Here is a 22,313-nt window from a genome sequence, read left to right as displayed (position 1 = left end):
GGATTGGTATTACTCTTCAAGTTTTAGCTCTTCGCCATTGCCAAGCAAGGTAGCTAACCATCGCCCTTCTTGACTAGTCTCTAAAGCTATTTTAACTATCATGGTTAATGGGACTGACAACAACATGCCCACGGTCCCCATCAGCCAGCCCCAGAATATTAACGATAAAAACACCACCAGCGTCGATAAACCCAACCCTTTACCCATAAAGCGCGGTTCAACAATGTTACCCATGACGGTGTTAATAACCAAATATCCGCCAGCAATAAACCCTGCAACCAGTGGGCCTTGAGTTATCAAAGCAAGTAACACAGGAGGCACCGCAGCAATGATAGAGCCTATGTTTGGAATGTAATTAAGCATGAACGCCACTACACCCCAAAGTACAAAGTAATCAACATCAAGTGCCCACAGCATAAAGCCTGCAAGCATACCTGTGCCTAAGCTAACTAGCGTTTTAATAGCCAGGTAAGAATTAATTGAATCTAAAAAGCGATCAACCTGCTGCATTTTCATTTCAGGATCGTCCAATGCTAAATGCACTTTTTTGCTCAGCATAGGCCCTTCAAATAACATGAATACCACGGTTAGGATGATCAAAAACAAGTTCGCCATCACCCCACCAAGGCCTGTGAGCATGTTGGTTGCAACATCAATCATTTTGCCCGGATCGAATAAAGAAATAATCTGTTCTTTATCAATCAGGATGTTATAACTCGCTGCAACATTAACCACCCAGACAAATTCTTCTTTTAGTTGTGCTTTGTACTCAGGCAGCTTTTCAGAGAAATCGGTCATCGATTGCCCAACCAACCCGGCAAGGCTTATCCCTACACCGACAATCATCAACATCACAAATACAACAGCAATGCCTTTAGGGATACCGTATTTGGCAAAGAAACGAATTAAGGGATTACAAATAATGGCAATAAAGGCTGCCAATACAAATGGGATAACAATCACACTTGCAGCTTTAATACCCGCTAAAACAACGACTAAAGCAGCAAATATCACTAAACTTTTATTTACACCAGTCAGGCTCGACAAAATAAAATCCTTGTTAGTTTTTTTATCAGTGTAAGTGAAATACGTCGCAAAATAAATCACAAAGCTGCTGGCACAATTAATGCTCTTTATACGTGCATAATTTGAACAATTTATGATACATATAACTAAGCGTGCTTTAAAAGGAGCTTTATATGGCACATTTATCCGAACAAGAACTCACTTTTTTCAACCGTTTATTCGAGGCAGAACGGACTGATAACGATCCAACCGACACAAAAATGTCTGTTAGGCTCAATTTGCCTGATAAATTAAACGGCTTACTTACCAATGCCAAACTGACACTGCTTGCTGAAGTGGGGATTTATCAATTGTGGTTTCCGCTTGAATTTACCAAGGACGAGAATGGTCAGCTGATCCCTTTACTTAGCGCACCAGAAGTAATAGACACCAAAGGCATTGAGCGCAGCTGGCGTACGCCTGATCTTGAAATTCACACAGAGCAATTTCAGATACTGTCTTTATCAAGCACAGGCGTGTTACTCAAGCCAAAGCGTCAATCACCCGATCTTAATAAAGAAATACTGTTGGCATTTAATTTACCGAGTGAAGAACAGGTTATTCTTAGCGTAAAGCCAATAAGAACGACCAGCAAAGGAATTGCCGGAAAAATAATGAAAGTGTGTCAGGGTGAAGATGCACTTCGTAATTACTTATTTGAGACCCATAAGCACCATCATGCAAAGCTGTACGAGCAAGGTAACTTTACTACTGAGCTTATCTAGTTGCAGCAGCTTAACAGCTTAGATAAGCTTGGCGTTTTGCAGCAAGTCACAACAAGGTATTTTATGAGTTACCCTATAGGAACCCCTGGTAAGCCGTGGAACAAAGAAGATAAGAAAGCATGGTTTGAATTACAGTCAGTAAAGCGTAGCTATTTAGATGATGTTGTATCGCAACTAGACTCTTTAACAAGCGATTTCAATATTGAGCAATATGGCGCATTAAGTTACGACAGCAACAAATACCCTCTTTACATTTTAAAGAGCAAACAATGGCAAGCTGATAAACCTGTTGTGCTGGTTACCGGTGGTGTTCATGGTTATGAAACAAGTGGCGTGCATGGTGCTTTAGCGTTTGCTAAGAGAAGTGCCAAAGACTACTTTGCTGATTTTAATATTTTAGTGGCTCCGTGTATCAGCCCTTGGGGATATGAAACGATTAACCGCTGGAATCCAAATGCCACGGATCCAAATCGCTCTTTCTATGCAGATAGCCCCGCTGAAGAGTCTGCAGCAATTATACAATATTTAGCAAATAACACTATTGCACCTTATGTGCATATTGACCTACATGAAACGACAGACACTGATAATAGTGAGTTTCGCCCTGCTCTAGCAGCACGTGATGCAACGACCCACGATAACTGGAACATTCCTGATGGCTTTTATCTTGTCGCTGATAGTGAGCGTCCGCATGATGCATTTCAGGCAGCGATTATAAAATCAGTTGAGAAAGTAACCCACATCGCACCAAGTGATGAGAATAACCAATTGATTGGCGTACCACAAACTCAATTTGGTGTAATTAATTACCAAGCGAAAAAACTGGGGTTATGTATGGGCTTAACCGATGCAGAATATGTCACAACAACAGAGGTTTACCCTGATAGTCCACAAGCAAATGATGACATTTGTATTGATGCACAAGTAGCCTCAATTAGCGGTGCTCTAAATTACATTGTTAACAAATAGTTAGCTATACTTTAAAAAGGGAGTGGATTATTTATTCACTCCAATGCAAAATAATTAGATAGGATTCACATAAAAATAAAATTAATGAAAAAGTTATGTTTTTTGAAATTTGTATACTAAATAACTAGACACATACATAGAATTGTATAAAATTCGCGCTCTTTTTAAGTTCAAAAGGAAGCAAATTGGAATTTAAGAATCACTATGGCAGTGTCAGGATTATTACTGAAGGTCCAATTGTTATTGGGCAGTTTTCTGGCAATATTAACGCTCGTTTAGTCAATGACTTTGCAATCAATTTAAAAAAGCATATTACTGCTTTCGCTGGAAAGCCGTGGGCGTATATTAGTCATTCTACCCATTTACTTGCTACCACCCCTGATGCAGAACGTGGTTTTACTCAATTATTCCGTGCCCTGCAAGGCACTAACTGTATAGCAACCGCTTATATGTTTAGCTCGTCTATTGTGCTTAATCAAATGAAACGCATCATTGCACAAGCACAATCTCCAATTCAAATAATGGACTGTTTATTTGATGATTTAGACAGCGCTAAAGCTTATGTGCTAAAGCAGCTCGAATTTGCAGAAATGGCTTGTTAAAAACAAGCCATTTTCGTTTCTAGAGCCGTGATTGAGGTTAATCTCGGTAAAACTTAGTTTCTTTAGTTATTGCGATATCAGCATCTTCTAATGCTTGAATGTGAAAACTAATAGGCGTTACTTTTGACTTTAACTCGTAGCCATCAGCAACCACAGTGACAGGCACACGTTTCATCTGACCTGCTTCAACAGTTATCTTTTCAGGCACCTGTAAGCTTGCTTCTGCAATACCACTTATACCGATTGAATAGCTCAAGCTATGCTGTGTTTTGTTGATAATTGATAAGGTATATGGGTTTTCTACTAAACCTTCAAAATTAACACGATACAGGGAATTACGGTCACGAATGACAGAGGCCTCAATAGGTGTTCGCATTGCCATCCACACAACCATGCCCACGACAAACAGCGCCGTTAAACCACCATAGCCAAGCAGTTTTAACCTAAATGGGTTGGTCGTTTTGCCTTCCATTTGTTTTTCTGAGGCGTATTTGATCAGTCCTTTTTGATAGTTGAACTTTTCCATAGTGCTATCACATGCATCGATACATAAGCCACAGTTTATGCATTCATACTGCAAGCCATTACGAATATCGATACCCGCCGGACATACTTCGACACATAGGTTACAGTCTACGCAGTCACCTAAGCCTAATTCTTTAGGGTCGGCTTTACGCTTACGCGCACCACGAGACTCCCCTCGCGCTTGATCATAGGTAACAACTAACGTGTCTTTATCAAACATCACTGATTGAAAACGCGAATATGGGCACGCCACTGTACACATTTTTTCACGTAAGAATCCCGCATTACCATAGGTACAAAACGCGAACAAGAATACCCAAAAGCTGACGATACCAGACATTTCTAGGGTAAATAAGCTCATGTATAGAGACTTAGCAGGAATGAAATAAGCCATAAATGACATAGATGTAAGCAATGAGATCACCAGCCAAGCTGCATGCTTAGTGATTTTCTTTTGCCATTTACTTACTGACCATTGAGCTTTATCAAGTTTAATACGCTGATTACGGTTACCTTCAACTTTGTGTTCGACCCAAGTAAACATCAGCATCCAAATTGTTTGAGGGCAAGTGTAACCACACCAAACACGCCCTAACCAATTAGTGACGAAAAACAATGCAAACGCCCCTGTCATAAATAACATAGCTAAGATCATAAAATCTTGTGGTAACAGCGTTAAACCAAACAGGGTAAATTTTTGGCTGGCTACATCGAGTAATACGGCTTGGCGGCCATCATAGGGGATCCACGGAATGGCGATGAACGTCAGCATCAGCACCCAGCCTAAGTAACGGCGGATACGTTGGAAATACCCCTTTTGCTCACGAATATAAATTGGCCCTTCTTGGTTGTAGGGCTTGATGATTAAGTCTTGCTCTTTAATATCAAATTTCATTTTGCTACTTACTTTTGTGTCGGTAATAGCCTGACAGAGCAACTATCAGGCCAACACAAAATAAAAATAAGTTATTGATATTAAATGATTAAATTTACATTCAAACAACTGAAAGCACGATATATCGCGAGTTATCGCGATATTTCACGATTTAGCGCTTTATCGCTAGCTTTTTCATTTTTGATCTAAGGGTACTTTCGGGAAGTCCCAGCAAGGTTGCAGCACCATTTTCACCTGATATTTGCCCGTTACAGCGTTTTAGCACCTCACAAATATGCTGCTTTTGTACTGCATCAAGAGAAACCACCTGCTCATTTGATTGCTCGTTACTCAAAGGTGCTGAAAGCTGCAGTACAGTTTGCTTAGACAGAATTGCTTCACGTTCTAGAATATTTTGTAGCTCACGAATATTACCTGGCCAATCATAATTCGCCAGTTTGGTGAGTGTTGCTTTGCTAAGCCCTTTTAACTGTTTACCTAAGCGCTTGTTCAGCTGCGTAATAATATTTGCTGCGAGGAGTGGAATATCTTCTTTTCTCTCACGAAGCGCAGGCACACGAATAGGAAACACATTTAAGCGATAATACAAGTCCATTCGAAAGCTGCCCTGCTCAACCATTTGCCACAAGTTACGATTTGTTGCAGCTAACACTCGGATATCGACTTTTAAAGTTTGACTGCCCCCGACGCGCTCAAACTCTTGCTCTTGTAGTACCCGCAGTAATTTACTTTGCGCCTCTAATGGCAGCTCTGCCACTTCATCTAAAAATAAAGTGCCTTTATCAGCCAGTTCAAAACGCCCTTTTCTGCGTTCATTAGCGCCAGTAAACGCCCCTTTCTCATGACCAAATAACTCAGACTCAATTAAGTTGGCTGAAAACGCCGCACAGTTCACTTTTATGAAAGGTTGCTCCGCACGATTGCTCAAGCGGTGAAGGTTTCGTGCCACCAGCTCTTTACCCGTGCCGTTTTCACCTAAAATCAAAACCGTACTATTGGTTTGGCTTACCAAGGTAATTTGCTCGAGCATACTTTGAAATGAATGACTTTGCCCAACTAAACCAGAATCTTGCCAATCTTCATTTAACTCTGAAATAAGGTAAGCATTTTCAGCTTGAAGCTGCTCAGATAGGTGCTGAACTTGTACTAAGGCATCACGCAACGCCGCTTCTGTTTGCTGCTGTTTTGATACATCGCGAAAAATCGCGACTGCCCCAATCAAGGCACCATTTTTATAAACTGGCGTTGAAGTATACTCAACAGCAAAATAGCTTCCATCTTTACGCCAGAATACCTCATCGTTTACATGACGGTGTTTGCCATCGAACATGGTGCAATATATTTGGCATTCATCTGCGGGATATGGCGAGCCATCTTTACGAGTATGGTGATGATATTGATGTATTTTTTTACCAAGGAGTTCGTCTGCTTTCCAGCCTGTCATGCGCTCAGCGGCAGGGTTTACAAAAACCGCATTACCCGATAAATCGAAGCCATAAATACCTTCACCTACGGCATTTAGCAGCAATGTGGGGTCGTTTAAAAATTCCTTGATCATAGCCATCACTCAATTCGCGAAATATCACGAGCAATTATGGCAAGGTTAAACATGCTTAACAAGCAATTACAAAAAAAGCGGCTAGAAGCCGCTTTAAAATATCAAATAGTTTTACAGTGTGGGCACTAAAATAATTTCGCCCTGAGATACTTTCATATCTAATGGTAATTTGCTCAATAGTGCAACTTTAGGGTCGTTCATATTTAACTTATAGACAGGATTAACCGCTAAAAAGCCGTTAATCACTTGCATTGCCTGATCATCTAATAAGTTTAAGCTGCCCTTGAAACCCGCGGTGTCGATTGTTGTATCAACCAGTTTTACATTACGTAAAAAGACCGCTTTTTTCTCGCTGTCATAAAATGGGCTACCTTCGATTTGTAGCTTTAAGCGTACTGGATACTTAAGCGCAAACGCTTTGATGACGGCACTAGAATCGGCCCCTAAAACCACCACATCACGTTTATCTGGGCCAACATTGACACTCAGGTCGTTTACCGCAAAATCAACTGGTAAGCCCATCAGCTTAATCTGTTCACTTAGTTTTGGTAATTGATTAGCAAGGGCTGCTTCAATTTCAGAGTTGGTAAACGAGTAAACAGACATCCCTTGATCTGTCGTTTTACATGCCCCTAAAAATAAACAGGTAAGTAGTAATAAAATTCTCATTGTTTTCCTCAAAAACACACGGAAAAAAACCGCTTTAAAAAGCGGTTTTATTCGTTAAATTGCAAATATTGCTTTAAGCCTTGCTAGTGTGTCAGCTGAAACTGAACCCTCACTGACTGCAAGTAATTGCTTTAAGTAATAATAAACATCTGCCTGTTCGCCACGGTGTTTATCATCTAACATCGCAACTTGCTCTGTCATACGTAACTGACTATCAGCCGATTCTACGCCTGCCAGAATTTCGATACGGGTTAACAGCTGCGCAGCGTTTAGCTTAGTTGTTAATGAAGCTTGAAACTGCGAAGGCAGTTCGCTGTTGCTTTCAAGAGCAGCAAATAAAGCCGTTAATTTAGACTGCTCTGCTTGCTTACTAATTAGCGCTGTTTTTGCGCTAATCGCGGTCTCTAACTGAGTCACGCGTGCCGATAATGCTTTTGAGTACTCAAGCTCTGCAAGCTTCACTGTTAAATCTTTAAGCTGTGCAAGGTGCACCACGGTCTCAAGTGCAGACTCAAGCTCACTTAATTGTTCTGCGGCAACTTCGTCATTTTGTTGCTGAACTTGCTTTTGCTGTTCAAACTCGGCACTGCGCTTAGCAAAGGTGTCGTCATTAACTCGTCTGAATTGCTGCCATAAAGTGTTTTCAGCTTTCATTCCAGCAAAGCCAATAGTCTGCCATGTTTGTTGTAGTGCTTTTAGCTCCTGGCACGCAGCAGCTAAATCACCGCTTTGCGATAACTTTGTTGCTTGCTCAACAAGTACAGCTTTTTGCTCAGCATTTGCTTTATGAAATGCAGCAAGTTGACCTTGAACTTGTGATTGCGCAGCTTTAAATTCCGCTTGTAGTTCACGGTATGTTTTAGGATCTACATTGCCTGCAGAGCGCCACGCTTTTGCGGTACGGTTGAACTTGCTTTCAAACTGCTTCCAATCAAACTCATCAGAAGAGCTATCAAGCTCTGTTAACTGCTGCATTTGCGAGATTATTTCAACGCGCTGTGCTTTAGCTTGTTCACGTTGCTGCTCTTGCTCTGCAAAATACTCACGACACGGCGCAAACAGTAATTCAATTTGTTGATCGAATAACTCGCCTTGTTGTTTTTCTGCATCAGTATCTAAACGTCCTAACTCATTCCATCGACGACGCAACTGTTTAACTTGCTCTGCGCGTTGTTTAGGGTCAGTACACTCGGTTGCAACAAGTTCATTTACTTCAACGAGTAGCGCATCACGCTTTGGTGCCGATGCGTATTTTTGCCAATCTTTTGCTTCTGCTAGTTGGGCTTCTAAATCAGCTTTCAAGCTATTTAATGGCTGTTTGTAATAGTCTGTAAGTGTTGCGTATAGCTCTTCAAAACCTTTAAACACACCAAATGCAATATTAAAGCGACCTTGCTCAATTAAACGTTTTACATCACGGGCTTTGCGCTTCGCTGTTTGCTGGTTTTTCTCAAACTTATTCGTCAGCGGTGCCATCGCTTGCTGCCAGCTATTTACTGTTTCAGCTAAATTGGCTTTAAAGCGACCTTGTAAACGACTAGGAATACTTGCCAGCTTTTTGCGTGCTATTTTTTGCTGTTGCTCAAACTGCTGTTTTAAGCCGTCAAACTCGCTTTCGTCTTCAGTCGTCGCAACGATATTTAATTGATCAAATGCCTCTTTAAACTCAGCAATAGCACTAACCAGTTGCGGTAACTGCTCAACTTGCTTAAATAAATTTGTTAAATGTTGTTTTACATCACGCACAGTTTGGTTATCAGCTAAGTCCGCCTCTACTAAGGCATCTTTTGCCTCTGCAACTTTTGCCTCTAGCCAATCTTGTTGAATTTGCTCTGGTGTTTCTAAACCTAATTGCAATGCATTTTCAATTTCTTCGCCAATTGCTTCAAGGCTTGCAAGTGCCAATACCTGACGTTGTTGCTCAGCTAACGCTTGCTGCGCTGCTTCATGCTCTTTACTTAAAACTGCAATGTGCGATTCAAGCTTTTGCGTAATCGCTGAATATTTCTTATCTAACGTGCTTACTTGCTCATCGCTCAGCCATTTTAGTTCGATAGCTTGCCACTGCTGTAATAACTCAGCATGTTGCATCGACACTAACTGAAAGTCATTTTTATCACGAAGCGCATTAAGCTTTGCTAATACCACACGTGTATCAGCTTCTACTTTGGCAGGCATTTCTATCGCTAAGCGTTCATTGTCAAGATGAGTCGCCAGTTGGGTATGCGCCTCACCTTTTGCATGCTTTAATAGTGATTTAGCAAGTTGATGATTAATCACAAGCTCAACAAGTTGCAATTGCAGCTCTTCACGGCCTTCTTTAAAAGCTTTATCAATTAAGCTTGGGTTTGCTAAACGCTTTAATAACTTAACACGAACTTGAAGTTCTTTTTCTGCAAAGGCGAGTTTCTCAAGAGTTTTGACTGGTGCATAACGCTCAATAAACTCATTTTTGATATTTGCATCTAGCTGGCTATCGGTATTTAAAACCGCTTGGTTAATATGCTGCTCAGCAAGGTCTTTCAGTGCTTGGTCTTGCTTGTATGCTTGCCACCATAAAACAATATCGTTCACTTTGTTTAATGCTTTTTTGCGTATTTCAGCTGAGCTGTCTTCAAGGGCAATGCTATTTAAGATGCTAAGGTCACGCTCTGTATCAAGACGTTCTACCGCAGCTAAACGCACTTGGTTTTTAGGATGCTTCCACTTTGGAGTAAACAGGTGTTTAAAGATCATTTTCACTAAACCTAGCTATTTCATTTTCTGATGCGAATTCTTTTTGCAATTGAGCTTTGCTCTTTTGCACCATTTCACCATTTGCGCCAATGGTAAACTGCTCATTGCTTTGCGAAACTTTAGCTTGATAAAGCATCACGAGTTGAACGGTTTGTTGTTTTTGCTCCTCAGTCAAAGGGGTGCCGTCTGGCCACTTACCCGTAGAGGCACCATACTGAAGACGTTCAAATACTTCTGGGGTGATATTTTTAACGATGTGATCAATATTCATGTTACTTTTTCTTTTTTAAAACAACTAAATAGATGCGGCTTACAAGATACCACACAAAACCTACTGCCATTGCCGATGTATAGGCATACCACTCAAGAGACTTTGCTTCGGGGTGCATAAAGTAATAACAGAAAAAGCCCCCTAAAAATAAAATCAGTGCGAGGAAAGACTGATTCATAAACTTTTGTTGTCTACGAATGCGCGTTTCTTTTTGCATTTGCTGCAATTGCTCATTGCTTAGATCGGTGACTTGGCATTCACAATGCGGGCATTGCTTATGTTTGTCAGATATTGATTTTGCACACTGCGGGCAACTAATAATCGCCATATCTTTCTCCATACTACGCATAAAAAAGGCGCCTTTAGGCGCCCTTTATTGTACTTGTTTTATGAGTCGATGTCTTTTTTGAATTTCATTCATTTATGAAGATTCGAAAACCTGCACAACTAAATTCACCGTAAAAACTCAAAAAAACGATTTATTGTTTCTGTTTCGCCTTTTCAGCTAGACGCTTTTCCCAGAAAGTCGCATTTTTAATGCCTAATTTAACTGGATCAAAAGTGATTTCACCACCGGCTTTCTTTTGATCTTCGTAATCACGTAAACAGTTAAGTGCAGGTTTTGCGACAAAGAAAATAGCCAAAATACCCACAATATTGATCCAGGCCATTAAGCCTACGCCAATGTCACCAATATTCCAGATGTAACCTGAGTTGTTTACCATACCGTAAGCCACCATAAACATGATGACAAACTTCACAACAACCAACGGAATATTGCCTTTGAAATAACGGTTTAAATAAGCAACGTTCGTTTCAGCAATATAGTAATAAGCAAGAATTGTAGTAAATGCGAAGAAGAATAAAGCAATACCAACGAATGCTTCACCAAAGCCACCAAATACGCTAAATAATGCCATTTGTGTAAAAGCCGCAGAGCCTACTTCAGTTGCAGCATCAACGTTTTGCACAATGAATTGACCTGCAGGTAACTCACCCACAATGTTGTATTGTTTAGTGATTAGAATCATTAACGCAGTTGCTGTACAAACAAAAATGGTATCAACATAAACAGAAAATGCTTGCACTAAGCCTTGTTGAGCTGGGTGATCTACCTCGGCAGCTGATGCTGCATGCGGACCCGTACCTTGACCTGCTTCGTTTGAGTAAATACCACGTTTAACACCCCAACCAATTGCAGCACCAAAGCCTGCTTGCGCGGTGAATGCATCAGATAAGATCATTGAGAAGATATCCGGCACTTTATCTAGGTTTAAGAACACCACGATTAACGCTAACACGATATAACCTAGCGCCATAAATGGCACCACAATTTGTGTGAAGTTTGCGATACGTTTAATGCCACCAAAGATGATAAATGCAAGCACAATTAAGATGATTGCAAGCGCAACCAGCTTAAAGCTACCTACTTCACCAAAGCTGGTGCTAACCAATGTGCCTTCACCAAAAACTTGTGTGAATGCATTACCTACCGCATTCGCTTGAACGCCCGGAAGGAATACACCACAAGCAATAATCGCCGACACTGCAAATAATACGGCTAACCACTTTTGCTGTAAGCAGCGGTCGAAGTAATATGCTGGGCCACCGCGATATTGACCGTCTTCTTCTGATTTATAAATCTGACCAAGTGTTGACTCGGCATACGCAGTACTTGCGCCAAGGAACGCAACTATCCACATCCAGAAAATCGCACCCGGACCACCAAAGCCGATTGCTGCAGCAACCCCGGCAATATTACCTACACCTACACGGCCTGATAACGAAACCGCTAGCGCTTGAAACGAAGAAATACCCGTATCTGAATTATTAGAGCTAAGTAATAATTTACACATTTCTTTAAAATGTCTAACTTGTGCGAATCGGGTTAAAACGGAATAAAACAGACCTGCACCTAGACATAAATAAATGAGTGCATCACTCCAAATTATGTCGTTAACGGCGCTTACTAAAGCTTCCATGGATATCCTCTATGATTATATTTTTTATTGTTAGTTACGATACTCAGCGTGAGCTTGTGAGAATGCGCGACACGATAACTGTGAGAAATAAAAATGAAATTTTGTTACTTCACAGCTGAATATATTGGATATTAACTTAAACCAACCAAGTTTGTTAACAGTTAATTTTCAATATGATAAATGTACCTACCTCGTTAACATTTGATGCATCCTGCTCTACACCGTCATTTTTCAGTCAATAGATACAATTACGGGCATCAGTTTTGCTGATGCCCGTAAGGTTCGTTATCTTAATTTATCAACCACGTTAACAATAGCCGCTAAGGTATCTTGACCAAACTGATACGAGCGACGATCTGACCAGCCGTAATCTGGATCTGGTAAATCATCGTTATCTTTAAATGGCATCTCTACCGTGTACGCTAATGCATTAAATTCATGTGCAACAGCAGAAGAACCGACAGTTAAGTTGGCCTGGCCCGGCTCATCTTTTGGGTAACCGTGTTCGTCTTGGAATTCAGGCGTCACAGTTAAAAGCGCAGCTTTAAAGCTATCTTCTAACTCTTTTAAGCGATCATCGTAGCCCGGGATACCTTCACTACCCGCAACAAAGTTATAAGGAATTGCTTCATCGCCATGAATATCTAAATGCATATCAAGGCCAGTTTCTCGCATTTTGTTAAGCACTAAGAAAACTTCAGGGCTATTTTCCATGCTCGGTGTTTGCCATTCACGGTTCAAGTTAACACCTTTAGCGTTAGTACGTAGGTGACCACGCACACTGCCATCTGGGTTCATGTTTGGCACGATGTAGAATACCGCTTTAGATAATAGTGCCGCTGCATGTGGGTCTTCATCATCAAGTAATTTATGAAGTAAACCTTCAACGTACCACTCAGCCATAGTTTCGCCTGGGTGCTGGCGCGCCGTGATCCAGATTTTTTTCTTCTCACTGCTAGGAATACCCACACGTAAAATACTCATGTCACGGCCATCAAGGGTTTCGCCTAATGTTTCTAATTCACAGGCATGTTGGCTTTGTGCCCATGCTAGTAAATCTAAGTGACGGTCATAGCTGTATGGCGCAAAGTAAGCAAAGTACATACTGCCGCACTCAGGCTCTACTTCAAATGATAGTGTGCCGTTTGCGTACTCAGATGGGACACGGAACCAAGTTTGACGGTCGTATGATGCAACCGCATGGTAACCTTCCCAGCCATCAGGGTATGCTGAGTTCTCTAGGTTATTAATGTGTAATTTATGGTTTTGAAACGCAGTTGTTTCAAGACGAAAGTGAAACCACTGGAAAAAATCAGACTGATTGTCTTTATTGATTTCTAATTGAATATTCAGTGGATCAACGGCTTCAATAACCTTGATATTACCACTGTCAAAATTGCTGGTGATTTTCATTCTATAAACCTATTGGTTAAAAATAATTCTTAGCTATTCGCTTGTTAGTTAAGAATTAAGTCAACGCTCTGTAGTTAGAACGTTTTGTTAGTAATATGGTGTAGACCCTTAACAGCCTATCACATGCTGAAAATTTGCAAAAACTTTCACGACTAAAAAAGCCAGCATAATGCTGGCTTCTAGATTCTTTATAACTTAGGTATTAGCGAGGTAAGCTTGGGAAAGTTACTTCAGCCATATCACGCATACAACGTACTACCTGACAGCTATAACCGAACTCGTTATCGTACCAAACGTAAAGTACAACGCGGTTGTCATCTACGATTGTCGCTTGTGAATCAACAACACCTGCGTAACGGCTACCGACTAAGTCAGTCGATACGATTTCAGTAGACGCTGTGTAATCAATTTGATCACGAAGGTCTGAGTGAAGTGCTGTTTCACGTAAGAATGCATTTAGTTCTTCAACAGTTGTACCTTTTTCAAGGTTTAAGTTCAAGATAGCCATTGATACGTTTGGTGTAGGAACACGGATAGCGTTACCAGTTAGTTTACCTTCAAGCTCAGGTAAAGCTTTAGAAACCGCTTTTGCAGCACCTGTTGAAGTGATAACCATGTTAAGTGCAGCAGCACGGCCACGACGCTCAGCTTTGTGGTAGTTATCAATTAAATTTTGGTCATTGGTGTACGAGTGAACAGTTTCAACGTGACCATTTTTGATACCAAACTTATCGTTAAGCGCTTTTAACGTTGGCGTAATAGCATTGGTCGTACAGCTTGCTGCACAGACAATTTTATCGTCAGGTTTGATATCTTGGTTGTTAACACCGTATACGATGTTCTTGATGTTACCTTTAGCTGGTGCAGTTAATAATACTTTTGCTGCGCCTTTTGCTTCTAAGTGCTGGCCAAGGCCTGCTTCGTCTTTCCAGATACCTGTGTTATCAACAATAAGCGCATTATCAATGCCGTAAGCTGTGTAATCAACTTCGCTAGGAGAGTTAGCATAGATAACTTGAATGTAGCTACCGTTAGCTTTAATTGCATTGCGCTCTTTATCAATTGTGATTGAGCCGTTGAATGGACCGTGGATAGAGTCACGGCGAAGTAAGCTTGCACGCTTTTCTAAGTCGCCGTCTTTACCGCCACGTACAACGATTGCACGTAAACGTAGGTCTGCATAAGGACCTGACTTTTCGATTAATAGACGCGCTAATAAACGACCGATACGACCGAAACCGTATAACACAACATCACGTGGCTCTTTGCGCTCTGAGTTTGCGATTTCTGCTAGTTCGTCAGTTAAGTATTCTTCAACTGAGCGACCTTTCGCAGCATCGTTAAACAAATAACCATACGCTAGTTTACCAATATCGATACGTGCTGAGTTTAAGTCCATTTTGCTAATTGCTTCTAAGAAAGGGAAGCTTTCACGTAAACGTAGTTTTGTACCTTCAAACTGAGCAACTGTTTTGTGTGCTTTGATGATATCGATTGTACTGGCATTAACGAGAGGACGGCCATATACAGCGATTTCGATACCACGATTACGGTAAAGTCTACCAATAATAGGTTGCATACTTTCTGCGTAATCTTGACGTTCTTGCCAGCTGCTTGTGTATTCTAACTCGTGAGATGAGGTCATTTTTTTTACCTAATTAAACAATTTTGAACGGATAGCCTTAAAAAATGTGTTGTGATTTGAGAGCAACACATCTCAGGCAGGGGTATTCTAATTTAAACTCGAACGATTCTCCACTGTTACAGAACAAATCATTGCGCTAGAATAAAGTAGTACAAATTAAGTAGAGGTTAAGGAATGTTATTAAGAGCAAGCGTGTTGCTTGGTTTATTGGCATTAGCAGGCTGTGAAGATCCGCTTACACTGGCAAAAGTGTGCGACGAAACACCTGGCTTCTGCAGTGATTTAAATAAAGACAGTCACTGTAAAGAGCAACGTGCCGAGGTCATCATTCAACGTTATGTTGAATATAAGTCGCCAACAGACGAAAACAAATATCAATTATTAAAAGACTTTGAGAAATACGATCAATGCGTATCGCTTGCGGCCAAGATTGAGCATATAAAACTAAAAGAAAAAACTACGTCTCGTGTTGAAGGTCATTTAACAAGCATCAAAGAAATGACACGTATTTTTCAAGATACCAAAAACACAGACCACCCAGGCTTGTTGTATTACCATTGGTCACGTAATAATGACCAATCTGCGTTAACTAAATTACTCGCCCTGGAAGAAAAGCAAGATAAACGGGTGACTGAAGATGCCGAAATGCAGTTTTTCTTAGCTAGCTACTACGTTAAGTTTGATGATGAAAAAACCATTGATTTGCTCTACAAAACGCTAGAGCTAAATCAAGCAGGTGAAACACCCAACCCTGAGATCTACCCTACTCTTGTGAGCTTATTCTACAAACACGAAAAGTATAAGCATGCCTACACGTTTGCACGTGTAGCACAATTATCAGGATATGAAGATGTCGATATTTTACCTATCGAACATCAACTTGCTGCCGCAGGCAAAAGCCTAGACAGCTTAGATGATTTAGCACAAAAAACCTACGACAGTATCCAAGAAGGAAGCTTCGTATCACCACGCGGGTTTTGATACTTCCAACTCGCTAATGTGCAGTGCTCAGACAAATAAAAAAGGCAGCTAACGCTGCCTTTTCTTATTTTGCTTTGCTTGTGCCAACTTCAACACGAGTTTTTAGCTTTTGACCTGGTCTAAAAGTTACAACGCGGCGCGCCGAAATAGGGATATCTTCACCTGTTTTCGGATTGCGGCCTGGACGTTCTTTTTTATCTCGAAGATCAAAGTTACCAAATCCAGAGAGCTTAACCTGCTCGCCTTTTTCTAGCGCTGAGCGGATTTCTTCAAAAAACGCTTCAACTAAATCTTTGGCATCTTTTTTATTGATCCCGAGTTTTTCAAATAGGTGTTCAGCTATGTCGGCTTTAGTAAGCGCCATATCTAGTCCCTCAACGATGCGTTAAATTGTTCGGCCAGTGCGGCCACCACATTATCAACTACTTGATTGATATCTTTCTCTTCGAGCGTTCTATCAACCGCTTGCAGTGTTAGAGCAATCGCCAAACTCTTATAATTTGGCTCAATACCTTTGCCCTTATACACATCGAATAAGTTTAGGTCAACCAATTGATTTCCGCCAACTTTTTCTATGACATTTAAAATATCGCCAGATTTTACGTGATCTTCCACTAAAATCGCGATATCACGGCGGTTTGACGGGAATTTCGACACTGCCACGGCTTCTGGTAATTTTCTTTTTTCTAGTGCAGACATTTCGATTTCAAACACAAATGCTGTGTTGTTGATATCTAGTGACTTTTGCACTTGTGGGTGCACTGCACCAAAGAAACCGACTTTCTTACCATCAACATAAATAACCGCTGATTGGCCTGGGTGTAAGCCATCAGACTGCTCTGCTTTTATCTCAAAACGTGATGAATCGTTACTAATCGCTAAAAGTGCTTCAACATCACCTTTTAAATCATAGAAATCAACGCTACGCTTTTCTTGAACCCAATGTTCACCGTGTGCAAGACCAGAGATTACACCACCGATAACAGCAACTTGGTTTACGCCGTTTTCAGCATTTTCGTCACGTAAGAATTTTAAGCCGTGCTCAAATAAACGTACACGTGGTTGCTGACGGTTTTGATTATAAACTAGAGACGCTAATAGACCCGGCATCAAGCTCACGCGCATTGCCGACATTTCAACCGAAATTGGGTGTGGCAATACAAGCGCATCACTTTGCGGGTGTAAAATTGCTTGTGCTTTTGGATCAACGAAGCTGTAAGTAATTGCTTCTTGGTAACCACGAGTTACAAGCGTATTGCGGAATTTAGTAACTGCAACATGCGACTCGTCATGGTTAGTCATTTTTAATTTAGCAGTTGGTGCAACGTTAGGAATGCTGTTATAGCCGTAAACACGCGCAACTTCTTCAATTAAATCTTCTTCGATACGAATATCAAAGCGATAGCTTGGTACGTCAGCACTCCATACACCATCAACAATTTTCACGTCTAAACCTAAACGCGTTAGGATGTCAGTTACTTTTGCATCATCAATGTGGTGGCCAATTACACGGTCTAAACGCTCACGACGTAAACGCACTTCTGTTACTTTTGGTAATTTGTCAGTTGCAACTGCTTCAACAACTGGGCCTGCTTCACCGCCAACAATTTCAAGAAGTAATGCTGTCGCTCGTTCCATCGCATCTTTTTGCAGTGCAAAATCGACACCACGCTCGTAACGGTGTGACGCATCTGTGTGTAAACCGTAGCTACGTGCTTGACCAGCAATAGCGACAGGGTTAAAGAATGCACTTTCTAATAAAATATCCGAAGTTGCTTCAGTTACACCTGACTTTTCACCACCAAAAATACCTGCAATAGCAAGTGCTTTATTGTGATCAGCAATCACAAGCGTAGACTCGTTTAGTTTTGCAGTGTTGCCATCTAACAGAACTAACTCTTCACCCGCGTTTGCGCTACGTACTTTAATGCCACCTTCAATCGCATTTAAATCAAATGCGTGCATTGGGTGGCCTAGCTCTAATAACACGTAGTTTGTTACATCAACAACAGGGTCAATTGAGCGAATACCACTGCGACGAAGTTTTTCTACCATCCAAAGTGGTGTTTCTGCATCAAGGTTAATACCTTTGATCACACGACCTAAATAACGAGGACACGCTTCATCATTCACAAGCTCAATCGATACTTTGTCATCAATCGTTGCTGCAACTGGTGCGATTTCAAGTGTGTTTACATCAGCGCTGTTAAGTACACCCACTTCACGCGCTAGGCCTTTGATACCTAAACAATCGCCACGGTTTGGTGTTAAGTCAACATCAATAATGTTGTCGTCTAGGCTTAAGTACTCACGTAAATCAGTACCGATTGGTGCATCACTTGGTAATTCCATGATGCCATCACCCTCTTCGCTGATACCTAACTCAACGAATGCGCACAGCATACCGTGTGAAGGTTGACCACGAAGTTTGGCTTTTTTAATTTTGAAGTCACCAGGTAATACAGCGCCAACAGTCGCAACAGCGACCTTTAAACCTTGACGACAGTTAGGTGCACCACACACGATATCAAGTAGCTCATCACCACCTACGTTTACTTTAGTTACACGTAACTTATCAGCGTCTGGGTGTTGACCACACTCAACCACTTCACCAACAACAACGCCTGTGAACTCAGCTGCTGCAGGCTCAACACCGTCAACTTCAAGTCCAGCCATTGATAACTGTTCCGAAAGAGCCTGTGTGTCGATTGCTGGGTTAACCCACTCTCTTAACCACTTTTCACTAAATTTCATTTTATATCTTCACTCTTAACGGAACTGGTTTAGGAATTTTAAATCGTTTTCGAAAAATGCACGTAAGTCGTTTACGCCGTAACGCAACATAGTCAAGCGCTCAACACCCATACCGAATGCAAAGCCTGTGTATTTTTCTGGATCAATACCCACTGATTTAAGAACGTTAGGGTGAACCATGCCACAGCCTAATACCTCTAACCACTTGCCGTTTTTACCCATAACATCAACCTCAGCTGATGGTTCAGTAAATGGGAAGTAAGAAGGACGGAAACGGATTTCCATATCTTCTTCAAAGAAGTTGCGTAAGAAGTCGTGCAGAATACCTTTTAACTCAGTGAAGCTTACATCTGTATCAACCATTAAGCCTTCCACTTGGTGGAACATTGGCGTGTGTGTTTGGTCATAATCGTTACGATAAACACGACCCGGAGAAATGATACGCAGTGGTGGCTGCTCAGTTTCCATGGTACGGATTTGTACACCACTGGTTTGTGTACGTAACACAAGCTTAGGGTTGAAATAGAAAGTATCGTGATCAGCTCGCGCAGGGTGGTGCTCAGGAATATTTAGCGCATCGAAGTTATGAAAATCATCTTCAACTTCAGGACCTGATTTAACCGCAAAACCTAACTCACCAAAAAAGCTTTCAATACGTTCAATAGTACGAGTTACTGGGTGTAAGCCACCTGTTGGCATAACACGACCCGGTAAAGTTACGTCGATCGTTTCTGCAGCTAGTTTCTCTTCAAGAGCCTTACTTGCTAGTAACTCACGCTTTTCGTTAATGGCTGTTTGTACTTCTTGTTTTGCTTGGTTAATCACTTGACCCGCTTCTTTACGCTCTTCAGGGGCAATCTTGCCTAGCGTTTTAAGTAAGTTGGTGATTTCACCTTTTTTACCAAGGTAATTAACCCTGATATCTTCTAATTGCGCGATTTCGTTCGCACTGGCAACAGCCTCAAGTGCTTGCGCTAAAATATTTTCTAAGTTCATTGAGTACCTGGTCTTTCACAGAAGGATTTTTGTAATAGCTAATGATAACTGAAAGCAAGGACTAGATTCTAGCCCTACTAAAGCTTTAACGTTGATTTTATAAAAGGAATTGTTAATTTTCTTTGTGCAGCCATTGAGGCGTGGTCAAGTTTATCTAAAACGTCTAATAATGCACGCATATCACGGCTTAATCGCGTTAATAAAAAGCGCGCGCATTCATCCGTCAATTCAAGGCCACGCATGTGAGCACGGCGTACGAGCGCTTCGGCTTTGTCATCATCGCTCATTGAACGAATTTGTAACGTTGTGCCCCACTTCAAACGCGAAACTAAATCCGGTAGGTTGATATGCAGCATGTCAGGTAATAAATCAGCTGTGACCACAAGGTATTTGCCCGGCTCATTGAAGCGATTGAAAAAGTTAAATAATCCTTTCTCCCATGCATCGTTGCCTGCTACCAAGTGCACGTCATCAATACATAACACGTCAAGGTTTTCGAGACCTTCAAGTACCACAGGGCCGTAGTCAATCACTTCACGCATCGAAAGTAACATGGTTGACAAACCGCGCTCTTGAGCGTGAATGCAGGTCGCATACAACAGGTGCGATTTACCTGAATCGCCCAAACCGCATAAATAAGTATATTGAAATTTGTTACTCAGCTTTGTGAACGCATCTTTAAGGTGACTCACTTCAAGCGAGTTTTCGCCACCAAAATAAGAAGTAAATGTTTCATCATCAGGCAAAGTAACTGGCAATGCCATTTGCATTGGTTCTTGCACTGCGATTAAAGCCCCTGCCACTGATATTCAAGCTCATCTTTATTGACCACTTGATAGAAATCACGCGGGTCCTGATAGGCTTTAAAGGCATTATCAAGTTCTAACGCTTTTCTAAAATCATTCATGCTGCCTGTGTGATTAACTGTAAATTGAACGCTATCAGGTGTACGCACAGATATTACGGCACGAGTAACAACACTTAAGCTCTCTAAACGGCGTTTAGCAAATTCAATATCAACAAAGTTATTGATACCTTTAAGATAGAAAGTTGCTGTAGCAAGTTGGCCAATCATCGTTGGATCTATTGCGTATTCTGCTGCTAAGCCACCTGCTAAACTATCAATCATATCTGCAACAATTTGCTGCTTATCACCCATCAAACGATTAGTATCGAATAATTCAGCATTAGTGAAACGCCAATCAAGGATCCAGGTTTCTGAATCAGCTTGTTGATACATTCTTGCAGTAATACTGCGCTCAGCACTATAACGGCTTGAAGCTCGCTCTACAGGCTCAGAGAAATTACCCCACACTTCTGGTATCCCAACAATAGCGCGATCTTGTAAATCAAGTAGTGGCACAACGACAGGTAAACCACGACGACTTGCTTTGTCGTATATAAGCTGTTCAAGCTGTGGGTATGATTCTTGAGTAACCAATTCACGGCGCCAGTTATCTTCAATGCCTAGCCAGATCGCCACTAAAGGACGACGTGTCCCCCAAAGTGGCAAGCCAAGATCTTTGATTAATGCATTAATCTTATTGGCTTCGAACTTCACGACCAGATTTAAACTGCCATCTGCTTTTTCGTCATATTCAAATTTGAGCATGTAATCGGAAATGTCGCGGGTGCGTTGTTTAGCAACCGGGTTTTGATCTGCGCTTGTGTCCCCACTTACTTTCACCAACACATTTAGCAGAGCTTCACGGCTTGCTGCCAAACGAGCATCACGTGATTTGTCTGCAACTTTAAGAGTATCTTGATATAAATTAGTCACCTCAACAGCAAAGGTTGAAGCACTCGAAAAAAATAATAATAAACAAATAAGTAATCTAGACACAGGCCATTAGTTCTTGCTTTTAAACTGATTTGATCCTAAATCAAAGCCATAAACAAAGCAAAGTTAATTTAATGAACGGCAGCTGAGCGAGTTCGTGAATTACGAGAGTAAAGTTATCGAGGGGAAAGTTGAAGGAGTAAAGGTTTGGAAGTCTGGCGTAGGTTGGGTAGAGCGGAGTGAAACCCAACAGCGTGGTAATTCGTCATGCACAATGAAGAGGTAAAGTTCATTAATAAAAGACGAATTAGCGCAAGGTGAAATAAGCCGTTTTAGAGATCGCTAACCTGTTAGACCAGTAGAGATTTTAAGAATTTTTAACCATGGGTTATGAAGAGGGTCATATGGATTATGTTGGGTTTCGCTCCGCTCTACCCAACCTACCTGGGGAATGAACTGGGTTAATGCTGAGGGTGACTCTGTACTAAACAACACTACAGTTCAACTTTACCCTTGCTAACTTATAACTCGCTAACTCACGTTGGGTTTCGTTTCGCTCTACCCAACCTACCTGTCTGATAGCTACAAACGCAAAAAAGCCCGACTCTTTCGAATCGGGCTTTCTTTAATTTGGAGCCTGGCGATGACCTACTTTCACATAGCAGCTGCTACACTATCATCGGCGCTGTTTCGTTTCACTACTGAGTTCGGCATGGGGTCAGGTGGGTCCAAAACGCTATTGTCACC

19 protein-coding genes and 1 rRNA gene are annotated in these 22,313 nt (G+C 41.3%); 4 read left to right on the top strand and 16 right to left on the bottom strand.

Features of this window, described 5'->3' with window-relative positions; all coding sequences use genetic code 11:
- Window positions 1-9: 9 nt before the first annotated feature.
- On the bottom strand, window positions 10-1,047 hold the full coding sequence (locus ISP07_RS15460; RefSeq protein WP_054553083.1) for an AI-2E family transporter: 1,038 nt from the start codon (window positions 1,045-1,047) through the stop codon (window positions 10-12).
- 152 nt (window positions 1,048-1,199) lie between these two features.
- Here ISP07_RS15460 and ISP07_RS15455 point away from each other — a divergent pair, with 152 nt between their 5' ends.
- The 3 genes from ISP07_RS15455 (at window position 1,200) to ISP07_RS15445 (ending at window position 3,361) form a co-directional block, all read left to right on the top strand.
- On the top strand, window positions 1,200-1,790 hold the full coding sequence (locus tag ISP07_RS15455) for a hypothetical protein (RefSeq protein ID WP_209328137.1): 591 nt from the start codon (window positions 1,200-1,202) through the stop codon (window positions 1,788-1,790).
- Window positions 1,791-1,853: 63 nt separating this feature from the next.
- The gene (locus ISP07_RS15450) at window positions 1,854-2,759 is read left to right on the top strand and encodes a M14 family metallopeptidase (protein WP_209328136.1); all 906 of its coding nucleotides are present in this window, start codon (window positions 1,854-1,856) and stop codon (window positions 2,757-2,759) included.
- Window positions 2,760-2,944: 185 nt separating this feature from the next.
- Window positions 2,945-3,361, top strand: coding sequence for a hypothetical protein (locus ISP07_RS15445; RefSeq protein WP_054552903.1), 417 nt, complete (start codon window positions 2,945-2,947; stop codon window positions 3,359-3,361).
- A gap of 37 nt (window positions 3,362-3,398) precedes the next feature.
- On the opposite strand, the gene ccoG is transcribed toward ISP07_RS15445, so the two are convergent.
- The 9 genes from ccoG to ISP07_RS15400 form a co-directional block, all read right to left on the bottom strand.
- On the bottom strand, window positions 3,399-4,781 hold the full coding sequence (ccoG, locus tag ISP07_RS15440) for a cytochrome c oxidase accessory protein CcoG (protein ID WP_209328135.1): 1,383 nt from the start codon (window positions 4,779-4,781) through the stop codon (window positions 3,399-3,401).
- 151 nt (window positions 4,782-4,932) lie between these two features.
- Window positions 4,933-6,339, bottom strand: a complete 1,407-nt coding sequence (locus ISP07_RS15435; RefSeq protein WP_209328134.1) for a sigma-54 interaction domain-containing protein — start codon at window positions 6,337-6,339, stop codon at window positions 4,933-4,935.
- A gap of 111 nt (window positions 6,340-6,450) precedes the next feature.
- On the bottom strand, window positions 6,451-7,008 hold the full coding sequence (locus ISP07_RS15430) for a DUF1439 domain-containing protein (protein WP_166340678.1): 558 nt from the start codon (window positions 7,006-7,008) through the stop codon (window positions 6,451-6,453).
- A 54-nt stretch (window positions 7,009-7,062) separates the two neighbouring features.
- Window positions 7,063-9,744 carry a DUF349 domain-containing protein gene (locus ISP07_RS15425; RefSeq protein WP_209328133.1) on the bottom strand — a complete coding sequence of 894 codons (2,682 nt, stop codon included), beginning with the start codon at window positions 9,742-9,744 and terminating at the stop codon, window positions 7,063-7,065.
- Window positions 9,734-10,015, bottom strand: a complete 282-nt coding sequence (locus ISP07_RS15420) for a YeaC family protein (RefSeq protein ID WP_054552899.1) — start codon at window positions 10,013-10,015, stop codon at window positions 9,734-9,736. The genes ISP07_RS15425 and ISP07_RS15420 overlap by 11 nt, the downstream gene beginning before the upstream one ends.
- Before the next feature lies 1 nt (window position 10,016).
- Entirely contained in the window at window positions 10,017-10,343 is a 327-nt protein-coding gene (locus tag ISP07_RS15415; protein ID WP_054553080.1) for a hypothetical protein, read from the bottom strand.
- Window positions 10,344-10,494: 151 nt separating this feature from the next.
- Window positions 10,495-11,997, bottom strand: a complete 1,503-nt coding sequence (locus tag ISP07_RS15410) for an alanine/glycine:cation symporter family protein (protein WP_209328132.1) — start codon at window positions 11,995-11,997, stop codon at window positions 10,495-10,497.
- Between the two features lie 285 nt (window positions 11,998-12,282).
- Window positions 12,283-13,410, bottom strand: coding sequence for a M14 family metallopeptidase (locus ISP07_RS15405; RefSeq protein WP_209328131.1), 1,128 nt, complete (start codon window positions 13,408-13,410; stop codon window positions 12,283-12,285).
- 202 nt (window positions 13,411-13,612) lie between these two features.
- Entirely contained in the window at window positions 13,613-15,055 is a 1,443-nt protein-coding gene (locus ISP07_RS15400; protein ID WP_209328130.1) for a glyceraldehyde-3-phosphate dehydrogenase, read from the bottom strand.
- A 174-nt stretch (window positions 15,056-15,229) separates the two neighbouring features.
- On the opposite strand from ISP07_RS15400, the gene ISP07_RS15395 reads away from it, so the two are divergent.
- Entirely contained in the window at window positions 15,230-16,036 is an 807-nt protein-coding gene (locus tag ISP07_RS15395) for a DUF2989 domain-containing protein (RefSeq protein ID WP_209328129.1), read from the top strand.
- Between the two features lie 64 nt (window positions 16,037-16,100).
- On the opposite strand, the gene ihfA is transcribed toward ISP07_RS15395, so the two are convergent.
- The 6 genes from ihfA to rrf form a co-directional block, all read right to left on the bottom strand.
- A complete protein-coding gene (gene ihfA, locus ISP07_RS15390) occupies window positions 16,101-16,400 on the bottom strand; it encodes an integration host factor subunit alpha (RefSeq protein WP_002960690.1) in 300 nt (99 codons plus the stop codon).
- Window positions 16,401-16,402: 2 nt separating this feature from the next.
- Window positions 16,403-18,790 (bottom strand): phenylalanine--tRNA ligase subunit beta, encoded by a 2,388-nt coding sequence (gene pheT, locus ISP07_RS15385; protein ID WP_209328128.1) that lies wholly within the window; start codon window positions 18,788-18,790, stop codon window positions 16,403-16,405.
- A gap of 15 nt (window positions 18,791-18,805) precedes the next feature.
- A complete protein-coding gene (pheS, locus tag ISP07_RS15380) occupies window positions 18,806-19,786 on the bottom strand; it encodes a phenylalanine--tRNA ligase subunit alpha (protein ID WP_062568835.1) in 981 nt (326 codons plus the stop codon).
- A gap of 77 nt (window positions 19,787-19,863) precedes the next feature.
- Complete coding sequence (gene hda / locus ISP07_RS15375; RefSeq protein WP_171038282.1) at window positions 19,864-20,574, bottom strand: DnaA regulatory inactivator Hda; 711 nt, start codon at window positions 20,572-20,574, stop codon at window positions 19,864-19,866.
- Window positions 20,574-21,629 (bottom strand): DUF2066 domain-containing protein, encoded by a 1,056-nt coding sequence (locus ISP07_RS15370; RefSeq protein WP_209328127.1) that lies wholly within the window; start codon window positions 21,627-21,629, stop codon window positions 20,574-20,576. The genes hda and ISP07_RS15370 overlap by 1 nt, the downstream gene beginning before the upstream one ends.
- A 572-nt stretch (window positions 21,630-22,201) precedes the next feature.
- Window positions 22,202-22,313: ribosomal RNA gene (gene rrf, locus ISP07_RS15365) — 5S ribosomal RNA — on the bottom strand; the annotation flags it as partial.

This window comes from Pseudoalteromonas sp. PA2MD11 (genome assembly GCF_017808125.1).
In the GTDB taxonomy this organism is placed as follows: domain Bacteria; phylum Pseudomonadota; class Gammaproteobacteria; order Enterobacterales; family Alteromonadaceae; genus Pseudoalteromonas; species Pseudoalteromonas simplex.
This window is presented reverse-complemented; position numbering and strand designations above follow the sequence as displayed.